A 13,779-nucleotide genomic window follows, 5' to 3' on the forward strand; every position below is an offset into this window, starting at 1 on the left:
GGGGGAGTCATCTTGAGCAAGAGAAGCATATTGTTAGGTAACGAGGCCATAGCGAGGGGCATCGTGGAGGCCGGATGCGAGATAGCCACTGCCTATCCAGGAACGCCTTCTTCCGAGATCCTTCCTGCCGTAGCAGCCTATTCGGACCAATTGGGAACTAAGACCGCGGTCGAATGGGGAGCTAACGAGAAGGTAGCCTATGAGATGGCGGTGTCGGCCTCCTTCGGAGGAAAGAGGACTTGCTGTATCATGAAGCAGGTCGGACTCAACGTGGCGGCCGATCCGTTTATGAGCACCGCTCATTTTGACCTCAAGGGCGGATTCCTGCTCGTGGTGTCCGATGATCCCGGTCCCCACAGTTCCCAGACGGAGCAGGATAGCCGTTATTTCGCCATGTTCGCCAAGGTTCCATGCTTCGATCCGTCGACCGCCGAGGAGGCGAAGGAGATGGTCTTCGATGCCTACGACCTCTCTGAGAAACACGGTATCGTAACCATGCTTCGTCCTACCGGCAAGGTGGACCACGCCAGACAGGACGTCCCCCTGAGGGACGAGGTCTTGCCGCCTAGGAAGGACGAGTTCAAGAAAGACCCTAAAAGATGGGTGTGTCTCCCCGCCGGAGTCAAGGTAAATCACCCCAGACTGAACGATAAAAACGATGCCATACGGAACGAATTCGAGGAAGACTACGGAAAATACAACTACGTCGTGCCAGCTAAAGGTACCGTCCGTCTGGGCATCATCGCCGGAGGCACCACCTTTGCCTTCCTCTCCGACATGATCCGGACCAGCGGCAGGGACGACATAGAGATCCTCAAGATAGGCACTCCCGTACCTCTTCCGGTCAAGCTGTGCGATGAGTTCATAGCCCGTCACGAAAAAGTGTTGGTCCTCGAGCAGACCTATCCTGTTATAGAGACCCAGCTGAACGACCGTACCAAGATAATGGGACGTTGGAACGGTTTCGTGCCGAGGGCGGGGGAGCTTCTGCCTGAGCTGATAGAGGGGATCATAGCTGAATGTCTTGGAGACAAGGTCGAGACGTCTATCGATGAGGACGTACGTTCGGCCATGGAGGAAATGCACGTAACCCCCAGACCTCCCATGCTGTGTCCCGGATGCCCTCACAGGGCCAGTTTCTTCGCGATCAGAAAGGCCCTGCCGAAGGCGATCAACCCCTCCGATATAGGGTGCTATACCTTGGGCATAATGCAGAAGGGAGTAGATAGCGCCATAGACATGGGGGCTGCCGTAACAGCTGCCTCCGGTTTTTACCTGGCCTCTAAGGTCGACGGGGAGGAACGTCCGGTGGTTGCCACCATAGGGGACTCTACCTTCTTCCACAGCGGCCTTACCGGTTTGGCCAGTGCGGTCTACAACCGTCATGCCTTCGTACTTGCTATACTGGACAACCGCATCACCGCCATGACCGGAGGACAGTCCAGTCCCAACGTCGGGACGAAACTGAGAAAGGGCGATCAGGGAGTTCAGATAGATCTGGAGCAGGTCTGTCGGGGTTGCGGTGTCTCCTATATCAAGACTGTCGAGGCCTACGACGTGAACGAGAACGTCGACGTAGTAAAGGATGCCTGGGCCTACGCTTGGGAGAACAAAGAACCGGCGGTCTTGATCTTCAAACATCCCTGTATAACCATCCTCAAGGAGCCTCCGACCCCGAGACCGGTAAGGGTGGATCCAGAGGTTTGCATAGGCTGTAAATACTGTATTACCTCCTTCAATTGTCCCGGGCTGGTTTTCGACGAGTCCTCCAAGAAGGCTTATATAGACGAGAGATACTGCGTCAACTGCGGTGTCTGTATGAGCGTGTGTCCCCACGGGGCCATAGTTTCGAGGGAGGAGGCCTAATTATGCAGTTCGTCATAGTAGGTACCGGAGGTCAGGGTATTCTTTTCGCCAGCAAGTCTTTGGGACACATCGCCATGGAAAAAGGGCGTAGCGTCGTAGGCAGCGAGGTTCACGGCATGGCACAGAGAGGGGGCTCGGTCGTGAGCCACTTCAAGGTAGGGGAATACCTCAGTCCTCTAGTGAAGGTAGGAGAGGCCGACGTACTGCTCGCCTTCGACCAGAACGAGGCGGTTAGAAACCTTCATTATCTGAGGGACGGAGGTAAACTTGTCGTCAACCTTTACGATCCCGAGGCCTTCGAAAACGACAGGCTTCAGAGCTCTCTGGATCGCCGTAAGATAGAGGTTCATCCTGTAGAGGGATACTCTATTCTCAAAGAACATATGGGAGGGCGGTTTCTTTTCCTGAACGTCCTGATCCTAGGGGCGATGTGCGGTGCTGGAGTAGGGGGCGTGTCGATGGACGAGATGAGTCAAGCCATAAGGGATCTTGCTCCCGCCCGTTTCGTCGATGAAAACCTGAAGGTTCTCAAGCTGGGGTATGAAGCTGCCAGATAACGGCGACGAAGAGGAAAAAAAGGGGGCAGAGGCCCCCTTTTTTCTTCCCCTTCGGGCCTACACCTTGTTGGAGGTTCTGATCGTATCGTTTTTATTGTCCGTTGGGCTAGGGTCGGTTTTTTTAGTGATCTCCGGGGAAAACTGGAGAAATTACTGTGCCAAAGACGAGGCGTTCCGTATGACCCGATGGTTGACGAATCGTTATCAGCGGTCCATCATGTACCGTAGACCTTTCTATCTGATCATTTCCAAACACGGAATCGACGTGGACAGGATTGGCCTTACTTGGACGAATCCGATCCAGAAGGAGATATTCAGGCTAAAATACTGTATCGTGTCCAGGTTGGGACCTTACAGCCTGTCTTTTTATTCTCCGATCTACCGAACCTTGTCCCCTGGAATGACCCTTAATATATATACGGATACAAGGAAGGCTCCCCTGGGAAAGATCGTCCTTCCCGTAAAGGGTTTTCCGTATATGCGGTGGTTCCGACATTGATCTGGATGGAGAGACATATTTAAATTTGGAGGTTGTTCGCAGAATGGCAGTAAAACCATGGTGGAGAGAGACCATCGAGACGATACTGTGGGCGGTAGTCCTTGCGTTGGTCATTCGTACCTTCGTGGTCCAGGCTTTCTGGATTCCTAGCGGCTCGATGATCCCTACCCTTTTACCTGGCGACAGGGTTTTGGTGTGCAAGTTTTGGTATGCCCTTCAGGAACCGGAAAGAGGACAAATTTTTGTATTCAAGTATCCGGTGGATCCCAAGAGGGACTTCGTAAAACGGATAATAGGGTTGCCGGGAGACAGGGTCGCCATAAGACAGGGGGAGGTTTTCATCAACGGAGACCCAATAGAGGAGCCCTACGTCGGTTTCCCCGACGCCTACATCATGGACGAGGTTAAGGTCCCGGAGGGGCATTACTTCGCTATGGGAGACAACAGGCCCAATTCTCAGGACAGTCGTTTTTGGGGCTTCGTCCCTGAGGACAACATAAGGGGGCCCGTTTTTCTTCGTTATTGGCCGATCAAGCGGATAGGTCTGGTGGACTGATGTCGGGACGTACAGTTTGGTTCCCCGGCCATATGGCGAAGGGAACCAGAAAACTCGAGGGACTGGTCGGTAAGCTGGATCTTATCCTGGAGGTAAGAGACGCCAGAGCCCCGGAGGTCACTGCGTCGCCCCTAGCCCCGGCCATGTCCAAGATCTGTCCGGTCTGGAAGGTCCTGACCAAGAGCGACCTGGCGGACAAAAAGGTTACCGACGCCTGGCTTTCTCTGTATAGAAAAGGCTCGGGCAAGGCCTGGGCGGTGGACCTGTTGAAGGGTAAGATCGAGCCTATGAGAAGGGAGCTGCTCAAGGCCTCTCCGTCCCACCGGGAACTGCGCCTAGCTGTCGTGGGGATCCCTAACGTCGGCAAATCCGCTCTTCTTAACTGTCTGGTAGGCAAGAAAAGCGCATCGGTCGGAGGCATACCGGGAGTGACGAAGGGAGTCTCATGGTATAAGGGCAGAGGCTTCCTCGTGGTGGACTCCCCTGGAATACTGGACCCCAAATCGGATGAACACATACAAAAAGCCCTGGCTTGGCTGGGATGCAGCAAGGCGGAGGTCATAGGAGGTTACGACGCTGTGGCTTTTCGTCTGGTGGAGTTCCTCTTGGAAAAGGACCTATGGTACGTCGTAAAGGACGTCTGGGGAGTGGAACCAGGAGAGGATCCCTACGAGACTTTGGAGTTCCTGGGCAGGCGACTAGGCTGTCTTCTGCCGGGAAACAAGGTGGATTTTACCCTGGCGGGACGGCGGTTTCTGGAGGCCTTCTCGGCGGGGAAGCTAGGGGCGTTCTCGCTGGAAAGACCGGGAGATCTCATAGGATGACCCTTTCCCCTGTCTTTGCCGGAGTGGACGAGGCGGGGAGAGGCCCCATGGCGGGACCGGTTGTCGCGGCGGCTGCCATATTGACCGAGGAACAGTCGGAGAGGCTCGTTTCCGCCGGTCTCAGGGACTCAAAAAAAATGACCCCCCTGAGAAGGGAGAAGGTCTTCTCCTTGATGGGGGAACTCGGTGTGATCTGGGCCGCTCAGGCGGCATCGGTCGAACGGATAGACGAGATAAACATACTTCGAGCTACCTTGTGGGCAATGAGACGGTCGGTAGAGAGGCTCCCTTCCCGTCTGTTCGACGGCGTCTTGGTGGACGGAGACAAAGAGATCCCCGATCTTCAGTGGCCTCAGAGAGTCTGTCCCCACGGAGACGACGTATATCCTCAGATCTCCGCCGCGTCGGTGGTCGCCAAGGTCCTGAGGGACAGGGCTATGGTCGCTTTGGATCGTCTGTATCCCGACTACGGTTTCGCGTCCCACAAAGGGTACGGGACCAAGGCTCATAGGAACGCCCTTGAGGCGATGGGGCCGTCGCCGATTCACAGAAAAAGCTTTCACTGGAGAGGTCCGGCATGATAGACGGAATAGGAAATCCCAACAATTTGAACATAGGGGTAGGAAGAGGACAGACCCCGGACATCTCGAAAGGGGCTATGACTCTAAAGGCCAAAGGCATCGCCGACGGAACCGTCGTGGAGGGGCGGGTCCTGTCCGCCGAGAACGGTACCTATACGGTCCGTATCGCCGGACAGAACCTCATGGCCCGATCCAACCTGACACTATATCCGGGACAGCATTTCCAGGCACTCTGGGACGCCAAGGGCGACGTGCCGGTATTGCGGCTTCGTCCGGAGGACGCAGCTCTTTTGGGAAAGCTTCCTCAGGGAGATCGAGAAGCGGCGTCGCTGCTTTTGTCCAAGGGGCTTCCTCTGACCGATGAGCTCATGTTAGGCCTTCGAAGGGAGTTCCGCCGTCTGGGAGGCAACTCTGTTTCGATGAATTCTCTGGTCGAACTGATGGCTCGAGGCGAGGCAGTAACCTCTGAAAAAGCGAACCTGCTATCCTGGTATCTGTCGATGGACTCTAACTCTGTGGCAGGTCACTGGCGCAGGATAAGAGAGGAGCTTAGGGAAAGATCACGTCGAGGGGAAAACCCTCTCGAGTCGCTCCGCGATATGAAAGAGGGCGAGGACGAATCGGGCCTTTTTCTTCGGGCTCATTCTATGATCTCACGTCCTCCCCGTGAACCCTTCTCTCATGCGGCTCTTGCCGGGGCCTGGTGGCCCTCTCCCCACGAGGATTCCCTGCCCGCTAGGGTTAGATTTAGCTCCTCCGGAGGCGGTCCAGGAGAGGAACGCCGTTACTATCAGGTTTCCTTCGCCCTGGATGGAGTGGCCATAGGAGAGGTGTTCGGACGATTGGAATCGGACGGAAAGGCCCTGGCTGTATCTATAAATGCCGAGGATCCGGCAGGTCGAAACAGCATATCGGAAAGACTTAACGAGCTTCGGAACGATCTATCCAACCTGGGGATGTCCCTTCAGTATCTAGGGGTAGAGGGCAGGAGAAAAGACGACGGCCGCCGCTATCTCAGATTGGATATAGAGGCATGAACGACGGTGATAAAGGCCGCTTCAAGGCGGCAGCTCTGAAATACGACAGAGAGGAAAGAGATGCCCCACATCTCGTCGTATCCGGATCGGGAAGGATAGCCGAGAGAATCGTCGAGGTCGCCCGCGAGGCGGAGGTCCCTATAGTGGAGGACGCCGCTCTGGTCAGCGCCCTCCTGGCGTTGGATATAGGGGAGGAGATACCTCTCGACCTCTACGAAGCTGTCGCAAGGGTCTTGGCCTTCATATATAAAGTCGACGTGGGAAGTCGATAGCCGTGACCGCTCCTCATCTCGAAAAGGGCAGGCGAGGAGAGGACCTTGCCTGTCGTTACCTTCGAAACCTGGGATGGACCGTCCTGGAAAAAAACGTCCGTTTTCGCAGGGGAGAGCTGGATATAGTCGCCAGGGATGGGGATACCCTGGTGATAGTCGAGGTCCGTTTCAGGACCACCGGTATAATAATGTCTCCCGAGGATTCGGTGGGACCGAGAAAACTCAGACGCCTCGTGATCGCCGGGGCGGCCTACGTAGAAAAGACGGGGTGGAACGGGTTCTGGCGGATCGATCTGATCGCCTTGACTGAGAGGCAGGGACGTTTGTTCCTGAATCATTGTCGGGACATCACGGGAGGAGATGTGGTGTTGTGAACCCAGTAAAAGCCGTCACATTGAGAGGTGTCGAGGCCAGAGAGGTGGACGTAGAAGTGGAGATGGCAGGAGGACTGTTCTCCATCTCCATAGTCGGACTGCCGGACGCATCGGTCAGGGAGTCCAAGGAGAGGGTCCGGGCTGCCCTCAGGTCCGTCGGCGTCTCTCTAAAGGGAAGAATAGCGGTGAACCTCGCCCCAGCTGACCTTCCCAAGGAAGGAACTCTCATGGACCTGCCCATAGCGGTGGGGTTGGCACTTCGTTCCGACAGATCCCCTCTGTCCAGGCCGTCTCTCTTCATGGGAGAGCTTGCCCTGGATGGGAAAATACGCCCTGTGAGAGGGGCCGTGCCTGCCGCCATTTTGGCTCGAAAATCCGGCATGCCCCTATACGTCCCGGAGGGCAACGCCACCCAGGTCGGTCTAGTCTCCGACGTGGAGGCCTACGTGGTGGATCACCTGTCCTCTCTTCTGAGCCATATAAAATCCGGCTCGGACCTCCCTAGGGTGAAGTCGGAAAAACCGGGATCGGACATACCGGCGGCGGATCCCGACTTTGGCGATATCAGAGGCCAATCTGCGGCAAAAAGGGCCTTGGAAATAGCCGCGGCAGGACACCATAACGTCCTGTTGGTCGGGGCTCCCGGCAGCGGCAAGACGATGTTGGCCCGGGCGTTGAGGGGAATTCTGCCTCCCCTGTCGGATCGAGAGCTCCTGGAGACTCTGACGGTCCGGAGCACCCTGGGCAGCGATGGACCTCTGGATCGTCAGCCCCCTTTCAGGATCGTCCATCATACGGCATCGACCGTGGCGGTCTGCGGTGGAGGCTCTGCCCTCAGGCCCGGTGAGATATCCCTGGCCCACAGAGGAGTTCTGTTTCTGGACGAGTTCACCGAATTTCGCCGAGATCTCGTCGAGGCCATGAGACAGCCTCTCGAGGACGGAGCTATCTCGGTCAGCAGGGCCTCCGGAACGGTTGAATATCCCTCCAGAGTCCTATTGGTGTTGGCGGCCAACCCCTGTGGGTGCGGGTGGTACGGTGACCCCGTAGAGGCCTGTAGATGCTCCGCCTCAGAGTTGGAGAGATACAGACGTAAATTCTCCGGACCGATGATGGACAGGGTCGATCTCCATATATCGGTGCCTCGCCTATCCCCAGAGGAGCTGGTCGGACTGTCCGGGGCGGCGTCGGAAAAAAGCGATTCTATCCGAGATAGAGTCTGCAGGGCCAGATCAGTACAGAGGGAACGATGGCGTCGATGGGGCTATGGCTGCAACGCCGAGGTGCCGGAAAAACTTCTCAGAAAAGAGATGGCCCTATCCCGGGAGGGAAAAGCCGTCCTGATCAAGATGGCAAACCGGTTGAACCTCTCGGGAAGGGGGATGTCCAGGGTCTTGAAGGTCTCCAGGACCGTGGCTGATCTCGCCGGAGAGTCGGAGGTCTCTAAAACGGCCGTCATGGAGGCCCTGTCCTACAGAGGGGAAACTCGATCATGACCCGCAGCGAAAGGGCGTTGTTGGCGTTGAACTTCTCCGTAATTTGTCCGGGACAGTGGAGCCGTGCGCTGGACTCTCTGGGAGAGACTGCCGAATCCCTTATGTCGGATCGAAAGCTGGCCCTGTCCCTGGGGCTCAAGGAGGACCGCTGGGAGAGGATGACTCGCCTCTACGGTTCGGAGTGGCCGGAGGAGGAGATGGAGAGAGCCTCTCGTTTCGGTGCCAAGGTTCTTTTCAGAGGGGATCCACTTTTTCCCAACGGACTGGACTATTCGGACGACCCTCCCGTCGTCCTCTACGTAAAGGGATCCTGGCCCATATCCGGGCCCTGTGTCTCCATCGTCGGTACCAGAAGATGCTCTCCCTACGGTTCCCAGGTAGCTCGCGCTCTGGCGGAAAAACTGGCCTCGGCAGGGGTTCTGGTGATCAGCGGAGGAGCCATGGGTATCGACGGATCCGCTCACTCCGGCGCACTGGAGGGGCAAGGGGCTACAGTCGCTGTTCTTGGAACCGGCGTTGACGTCGTCTACCCTAGAGGACACGAGGAGCTTTTCTCAGCCATATCGGAAAGAGGAGGTGCCTTGATGAGCCGTTTCCCCATGGGAATCAGGGGAGACCGTTGGCATTTCCCGAAGAGAAACGGTATCATTGCGGCGTTGGCAGATCACCTGGTTGTGGTGGAATCTCCTGTCAAAGGTGGGTCCATGATAACCGCCAGATTGGCCGGCGAGATGGGACGCCCCGTATGGGCCGTTCCAGGACCTATTGTTCAGAAGGTCTCACAGGGATCGAACAAGCTCCTATTCGACGGGGCGCAGCCCCTCTGGGATCTGGATGAATTCGTCTCTTTCGTCATAGGAAGGGACTCACAGCTGTCTCTTTTCCCCCTCGAGGAGACCCCTGAGCCGTCTCCTTTGCTGGAGGAAATAGCCATGTCTGGAGGGGTCACCGCCGACGGCCTGGCGGACAAACTGGGTATGTCCGTGCCGGAAGTCCTGGCGGCTTTGGCCGATCTTGAGGCGGATGAAAAGATATATCGTTCCGGCCCGGGGCGCTGGTGCGCTCTTTTGTGAGAACATAGAGAGAGGTGGTTTCTCGTGCTTTCCGAAGAAGGACAGGACCTCAATATATTCGTAATATCCGACTTTACCGGGGAGACCGCCCACAGCGTGGCCTTGGCCGCTGCTAGGCAGTTTCCTGACAAGAGGATAAAATTCACCCGCTATCGTTACCTGAAGGAGCCGGACATGGCTCGTCAGGTCTGTGAGTTGGCTAAAGAATCCGGAGCAGTGATAGTCTGTACTCTCGTAGAACATAAGATAAGAGCCTGTTTTCGAAGGGAAGCCCAGAGATACGGTGTCGAGGTCGTAGATATATTCGGACCTCTCATGGATGCCTTTTCGTCTCATCTGGGAGTTTCGCCGCTCGAGGAACCGGGGCTGATGCATCAGATGGACGAGGCCTACTTCAAGAGGGTTAAGGCCATAGAATACTCGATCACCTGCGACGACGGGAGCAATCCCCACCTTCTGGGAGAGGCCGACTTGGTCATACTGGGGGTCTCCAGAACCTGCAAGACCCCTCTATCCATGTATCTCGCCAACAAAGGCTATCGTACCGGCAACATCCCCCTGGTCCCGGAGCTGGATCCTCCTGAGCAGCTTTTTCAGATACCTAGAGGCCGCATAGTGGGCTTGGTTATAGATCCCAACGCTCTGATGCAGATTCGAAGAGAAAGGCTGCAGATGCTCGGCCTGGACCCGGAGAAAGCCTCTTACGCCCAGAGAGAGCGGGTCGAAAAAGAGCTCGTCTATGCCCGATCGATCATGAACAGGGTCGATGCTACCGTATTCGACGTAACAGGCAGAGCCATCGAGGAGACCGCCCAGGAGGTTCTGGATTTTATAGGAAGCAACTCCTGAATCACCTAAGGCCCCATGTCCTCTCTTATCTCGTCCATCAGACATGCGAGGGTCAGGTTGAGCTTGGCCATAGGGTCTTGGCCGTCTATGCCCAAGATCTCCCATATCCTGTCCTGACGGTATCTAAGGGTGTTGTAGTGTATATTAAGGTCAGCTGCGGCGGTCTTCAGATGCCAGCCGGATCGGACCAGGGACCTTAAAGTCTCTCTTGCGTCCTTGTCCTTTCGGATCACGTTCATGTAGCGATTTATGAACTTCGTGTTCTTAGCCGTCGGGGGAAGGCTCCTGAGCACGTCGTATACCTCCATGTCCTGCCAGAAGGATATCGGTCCCTTGCCGAGGCGGCCTCCCAGGACGATGGCCTCCATCGCCTCCTCGTGGCTTTTCCACGCTTCCACCGCGTTGTCTACCACGGAACCTACCCCTATGGAGAACTCCTCTCTGTACTTTTGCTTTGAAAGAAACTCCGAGAGGACCGATTCCAGGTCGTTCCTCCACTCTTTCTCCTTTATCGGCAGAAGCAAGACCAGATCGTCCATTACCGTTCCCTGCAAAGCCGAGGGAAAACGGGATTGAAGCCAGCGAGACAGGAGATATACCGGCTCCGAGGCTTTTTTGCCTCCGTCGAACTCCGCCACGAGGACGAGCAGTGGGCCATTGATCCCCGTTCCCCTTTCGGCAGCCTTTCTCAGGGATCTCTCGGCCAGCCTTTTGTTCTTTGCCAGGATATCCCTGACAAGGTCGCCCTTCATCTGATGGCTCTCTTCCGATCTACCCTTTCTTTCCTCTATAGCCAGCCTCAGAGCCGTGGTCCCGAACCGGAGAATCTGGGATTCCCCGATTGGATCCGACCCATCCTCCCTGTAGTAAAGAACGTAGCCCAGCCTCTCCCCCTTGTCCTCGACTGTTCCGTGAGGGTATATAGCTATAAGCTCGTGGAGGGGCATCTCCTTGACCTGGGATATGAACTGGCCCGACTTTGCCGCCATGTGTAGATTTCCCGTGTCGTTTTCCCAGAAAGCCACGTTGCCCAGAAACTCCCCCAGGATCCGGACGGTCTCCTCGACTCCCTTCCTCTCCTCTATGAACCTCATGAATACAGATGCCGGGTTGCCCTCGCCGTGTAGAGGGTCCATGTCAGTAAACTCCCTCCCCGTTTATACAGCACAAACCTCTTTTGCTTGTTTTATTTCATAATAAAGATTGAATATAATGCTTCAGTGTGTCTATGCCATAGATTTATGCCGCTATTTGTGTCAAATAATACCACGTATCGCCCGTTTTTTCGGGGCATAATAGGGCAAGTTCGTTATGGATACCGGGGAGGAGATCTTCAATGGCTTACAGATACGTGAGATGGTTCGACGAAATAGGCAAAGACGACGTCGCCTTGGTCGGGGGAAAGGGCGCTAACCTAGGGGAGCTGACCGTAAACGGTGTGGACGTGCCTCCCGGTTTCTGTGTAACCGCCCAGGCCTACGTCGACTTTATCAAAGGAGCCGGAATAGAGGGAAAGATACGGGAAGCCGTCGGCTCGGTAGACGTGGAAAGCTCTATCGATCTGTCCAGAGCCTGCGATTCGGTCAGAAGACTCATAGAGGAGTCTCCTATACCGGTGGATATGGAGGCGGAGATACGCACCGCCTACAGAGAGCTTTCCGAGTCGATCGATCTGAACGATCCGAGGGTGGCGGTCCGTAGCTCCGCGACCGCCGAGGATCTGCCCGACGCGTCCTTTGCCGGACAACAGGATACCTATCTTCACGTGATAGGGGCCGACTCTGTCGTGGCCCATGTCAGGCGCTGCTGGGCCTCTCTCTGGACCGCCAGGGCGACCTATTACAGACAACGACAGGGATACGATCATTTTCAGGTAGCCCTCAGCGCCGTGGTCCAGAAGATGGTCTCCAGCGAGAGATCCGGAGTAATGTTTACAGCCAACCCCGTGACCAACAGTCGTTCTCAGATAATGATAGAAGCCAGTTGGGGGCTAGGAGAGGCGGTCGTCTCGGGAATGGTGACTCCCGACGAGTACATACTGGACAAGAGGGATCTGGCCCTCATGGACGTCAACGTAGCTGAGAAGAGGACCATGGTGGCGGAGAAGAAATCGGAGCAGGGTACGGTCTCCGTTCCGGTAGCCGACTTTCTGGGGCCTCAGTTCGTGGACAAACAGTGTCTGGGAGCGGAGGAAATAAGGGCCCTGGGATCCGCGGCACGGAGAATAGAAGAGATATACGGTGCCCCTATGGACATAGAATGGGCCTTCGACGGAGAAACGTCGCGGCTCTATATACTTCAGGCTCGCCCTATCACCACCCTCTTGGACGAGTCCAAGGCAAACGAGGAGGGGAAGACCGTGGAGGATAAAAAGGCGCTCAAGGTTTTGGTCAGAGGCTTGGCAGCCTCTCCGGGCATAGCTTCGGGAACTGTGGTGGTGGTTAAGACCCTCGACGAGATAGACAGAGTCGTAGACGGACAGATAATGGTTACCACCATGACGAATCCCGACATGGTTCCGGCCATGAAGAGGGCCGCCGCTGTCGTGACCGACGAGGGGGGACGAACCTGCCACGCCGCAATAGTCTCCAGGGAGTTGGGCATCCCCTGTATAGTGGGATCCAAGGACGGATCCTCCCGGCTTTCCGAGGGAGCGGTGGTCACTGTGGACGCCACCAGAGGCGTGGTCTACGACGGAGCTGTCTCTCTGTCCTCCGACGAGGATAAACACTCTCCTTTGGTCCCTGGGGCCGCCCCGTCCTACAGCAGGGACATGGTCTACGATCTGGCTCCCGTGACGGGAACCAAGATATACATGAACCTCGGCGACTCGTCGGTGGTGAATAAATATAAAAACCTTCCGTTCGACGGTATAGGGCTCATGAGGACCGAGTTCATATTCAACAGCCTGGGAGTGCATCCCATGTACATGGTCAAAAATGGCGAAGGGGACAAACTCATACACGAGATGTCCGAATCCGTTACTGCCGTCGCCCAGGCGGTATATCCCCGTCCCGTGGTTGTCCGTCTCAGCGACTTCAGGACCAACGAGTTCCGCGGCCTCAAGGGAGGGGAGGAGGTCGAGCCGGTGGAGAACAACCCAATGATAGGCTGGCGAGGGGTCTCCCGCTACATCTCCGACGAATACGAGGAGGGCTTCCGGCTGGAGTGTCGTGCCATCAAGAAGGTAAGAGACGAATACGGCCTCATAAACGTCTGGGTTATGCTGCCCTTCGTCAGGACTACCTGGGAGCTGGAGAGGGTCAAGGAGATATTGGCCTCCGAGGGCCTGGTCCGAAACAAATCCTTCAAGCTCTGGATCATGGCCGAGGTCCCTGCGGTAGTATTCGCAGCCGACGAGTTCGCCCAGATGGTGGACGGCTTCAGCATAGGCAGCAACGACCTCACCCAGCTGGTCATGGGAGTCGACAGGGACTCGTGTATACTGAACACCATGGGCTACTTCGACGAGAGGAACATCTCCGTCACCAGGGCGATAAAGACACTGATAGAGGCGGCCCATCGTCACGACATCACCTGTTCAATCTGCGGTCAGGGACCGTCCTTATATCCCGACTTTGCCGAGTTCCTCGTTAGATCCGGCATAGACAGCATGAGCGTCAACCCCGACACGGTGGCCTACACCAGGAAACTGGTCGCCGGAGTGGAGCAGAGACTCATATTGAACGGAATAAGAGGGCTGACAGGGCTTGACCGTTAGGCTCTGAATAGTCTATAAAATCGAGGGCGAGACTCCTGTTTCGGGAGATACTCGTCCTCGATTTTGACGTCTTT

The 13,779-nt window shown here is 56.1% G+C and carries 14 protein-coding genes; 13 read left to right on the plus strand and 1 reads right to left on the minus strand.

Annotated elements, in window-relative coordinates; all coding sequences use genetic code 11:
- Nucleotides 1–12 precede the first annotated feature (12 nt).
- The 12 genes from iorA to L2W58_RS02170 are packed head-to-tail and all read left to right on the plus strand — an operon-like array spanning nucleotide 13 to nucleotide 9,984.
- Entirely contained in the window at nucleotides 13–1,866 is a 1,854-nt protein-coding gene (gene iorA, locus L2W58_RS02115) for an indolepyruvate ferredoxin oxidoreductase subunit alpha (RefSeq protein WP_236101367.1), read from the plus strand.
- Between the two features lie 2 nt (nucleotides 1,867–1,868).
- Nucleotides 1,869–2,423: a 2-oxoacid:acceptor oxidoreductase family protein gene (locus L2W58_RS02120; protein WP_236101368.1), complete on the plus strand. Its 555-nt coding sequence runs from the start codon at nucleotides 1,869–1,871 to the stop codon at nucleotides 2,421–2,423.
- Nucleotides 2,407–2,922 (plus strand): type II secretion system protein, encoded by a 516-nt coding sequence (locus tag L2W58_RS02125; protein WP_236101369.1) that lies wholly within the window; start codon nucleotides 2,407–2,409, stop codon nucleotides 2,920–2,922. The genes L2W58_RS02120 and L2W58_RS02125 overlap by 17 nt, the downstream gene beginning before the upstream one ends.
- 43 nt (nucleotides 2,923–2,965) lie before the next feature.
- A complete protein-coding gene (gene lepB / locus L2W58_RS02130) occupies nucleotides 2,966–3,478 on the plus strand; it encodes a signal peptidase I (protein WP_236101370.1) in 513 nt (170 codons plus the stop codon).
- Nucleotides 3,478–4,302 carry a YlqF/YawG family GTPase gene (locus tag L2W58_RS02135; RefSeq protein WP_236101371.1) on the plus strand — a complete coding sequence of 275 codons (825 nt, stop codon included), beginning with the start codon at nucleotides 3,478–3,480 and terminating at the stop codon, nucleotides 4,300–4,302. Before lepB ends, L2W58_RS02135 begins: the two co-directional genes overlap by 1 nt.
- The gene (locus L2W58_RS02140; RefSeq protein ID WP_236101372.1) at nucleotides 4,299–4,883 is read left to right on the plus strand and encodes a ribonuclease HII; all 585 of its coding nucleotides are present in this window, start codon (nucleotides 4,299–4,301) and stop codon (nucleotides 4,881–4,883) included. The genes L2W58_RS02135 and L2W58_RS02140 overlap by 4 nt, the downstream gene beginning before the upstream one ends.
- Complete coding sequence (locus L2W58_RS02145) at nucleotides 4,880–5,920, plus strand: hypothetical protein (protein ID WP_236101373.1); 1,041 nt, start codon at nucleotides 4,880–4,882, stop codon at nucleotides 5,918–5,920. Before L2W58_RS02140 ends, L2W58_RS02145 begins: the two co-directional genes overlap by 4 nt.
- Complete coding sequence (locus L2W58_RS02150) at nucleotides 5,917–6,192, plus strand: EscU/YscU/HrcU family type III secretion system export apparatus switch protein (RefSeq protein ID WP_236101374.1); 276 nt, start codon at nucleotides 5,917–5,919, stop codon at nucleotides 6,190–6,192. The genes L2W58_RS02145 and L2W58_RS02150 overlap by 4 nt, the downstream gene beginning before the upstream one ends.
- Nucleotides 6,193–6,194: 2 nt before the next feature.
- Nucleotides 6,195–6,566 carry a YraN family protein gene (locus L2W58_RS02155; RefSeq protein ID WP_236101375.1) on the plus strand — a complete coding sequence of 124 codons (372 nt, stop codon included), beginning with the start codon at nucleotides 6,195–6,197 and terminating at the stop codon, nucleotides 6,564–6,566.
- A complete protein-coding gene (locus L2W58_RS02160) occupies nucleotides 6,563–8,062 on the plus strand; it encodes a YifB family Mg chelatase-like AAA ATPase (protein ID WP_236101376.1) in 1,500 nt (499 codons plus the stop codon). Before L2W58_RS02155 ends, L2W58_RS02160 begins: the two co-directional genes overlap by 4 nt.
- The gene (dprA, locus tag L2W58_RS02165; RefSeq protein ID WP_236101377.1) at nucleotides 8,059–9,135 is read left to right on the plus strand and encodes a DNA-processing protein DprA; all 1,077 of its coding nucleotides are present in this window, start codon (nucleotides 8,059–8,061) and stop codon (nucleotides 9,133–9,135) included. The genes L2W58_RS02160 and dprA overlap by 4 nt, the downstream gene beginning before the upstream one ends.
- A gap of 24 nt (nucleotides 9,136–9,159) precedes the next feature.
- Entirely contained in the window at nucleotides 9,160–9,984 is an 825-nt protein-coding gene (locus L2W58_RS02170; protein ID WP_236101378.1) for a pyruvate, water dikinase regulatory protein, read from the plus strand.
- Between the two features lie 5 nt (nucleotides 9,985–9,989).
- Here the strand turns inward: L2W58_RS02170 and L2W58_RS02175 are convergent, their stop codons facing one another.
- Nucleotides 9,990–11,120, minus strand: coding sequence for a PucR family transcriptional regulator (locus tag L2W58_RS02175; RefSeq protein WP_236101379.1), 1,131 nt, complete (start codon nucleotides 11,118–11,120; stop codon nucleotides 9,990–9,992).
- A gap of 200 nt (nucleotides 11,121–11,320) precedes the next feature.
- On the opposite strand from L2W58_RS02175, the gene ppsA reads away from it, so the two are divergent.
- Nucleotides 11,321–13,705 (plus strand): phosphoenolpyruvate synthase, encoded by a 2,385-nt coding sequence (gene ppsA, locus L2W58_RS02180; RefSeq protein ID WP_236101380.1) that lies wholly within the window; start codon nucleotides 11,321–11,323, stop codon nucleotides 13,703–13,705.
- The last annotated feature ends 74 nt before the right edge of the window (nucleotides 13,706–13,779 follow it).

This window comes from Dethiosulfovibrio faecalis (genome assembly GCF_021568795.1).
In the GTDB taxonomy this organism is placed as follows: domain Bacteria; phylum Synergistota; class Synergistia; order Synergistales; family Dethiosulfovibrionaceae; genus Dethiosulfovibrio; species Dethiosulfovibrio faecalis.

Bases quoted from the DNA above. Each gene is read 5' to 3' on its own strand.
- L2W58_RS02175 (WP_236101379.1), bottom strand. From the start codon at position 11,120: ATGGACCCTCTACACGGCGAGGGCAACCCGGCATCTGTATTCATGAGG.
- L2W58_RS02140 (WP_236101372.1), top strand. From the start codon at position 4,299: ATGACCCTTTCCCCTGTCTTTGCCGGAGTGGACGAGGCGGGGAGAGGC.
- L2W58_RS02150 (WP_236101374.1), top strand. From the start codon at position 5,917: ATGAACGACGGTGATAAAGGCCGCTTCAAGGCGGCAGCTCTGAAATAC.
- ppsA (WP_236101380.1), top strand. From the start codon at position 11,321: ATGGCTTACAGATACGTGAGATGGTTCGACGAAATAGGCAAAGACGAC.
- L2W58_RS02120 (WP_236101368.1), top strand. From the start codon at position 1,869: ATGCAGTTCGTCATAGTAGGTACCGGAGGTCAGGGTATTCTTTTCGCC.
- L2W58_RS02135 (WP_236101371.1), top strand. From the start codon at position 3,478: ATGTCGGGACGTACAGTTTGGTTCCCCGGCCATATGGCGAAGGGAACC.
- lepB (WP_236101370.1), top strand. From the start codon at position 2,966: ATGGCAGTAAAACCATGGTGGAGAGAGACCATCGAGACGATACTGTGG.
- L2W58_RS02125 (WP_236101369.1), top strand. From the start codon at position 2,407: ATGAAGCTGCCAGATAACGGCGACGAAGAGGAAAAAAAGGGGGCAGAG.
- L2W58_RS02145 (WP_236101373.1), top strand. From the start codon at position 4,880: ATGATAGACGGAATAGGAAATCCCAACAATTTGAACATAGGGGTAGGA.
- dprA (WP_236101377.1), top strand. From the start codon at position 8,059: ATGACCCGCAGCGAAAGGGCGTTGTTGGCGTTGAACTTCTCCGTAATT.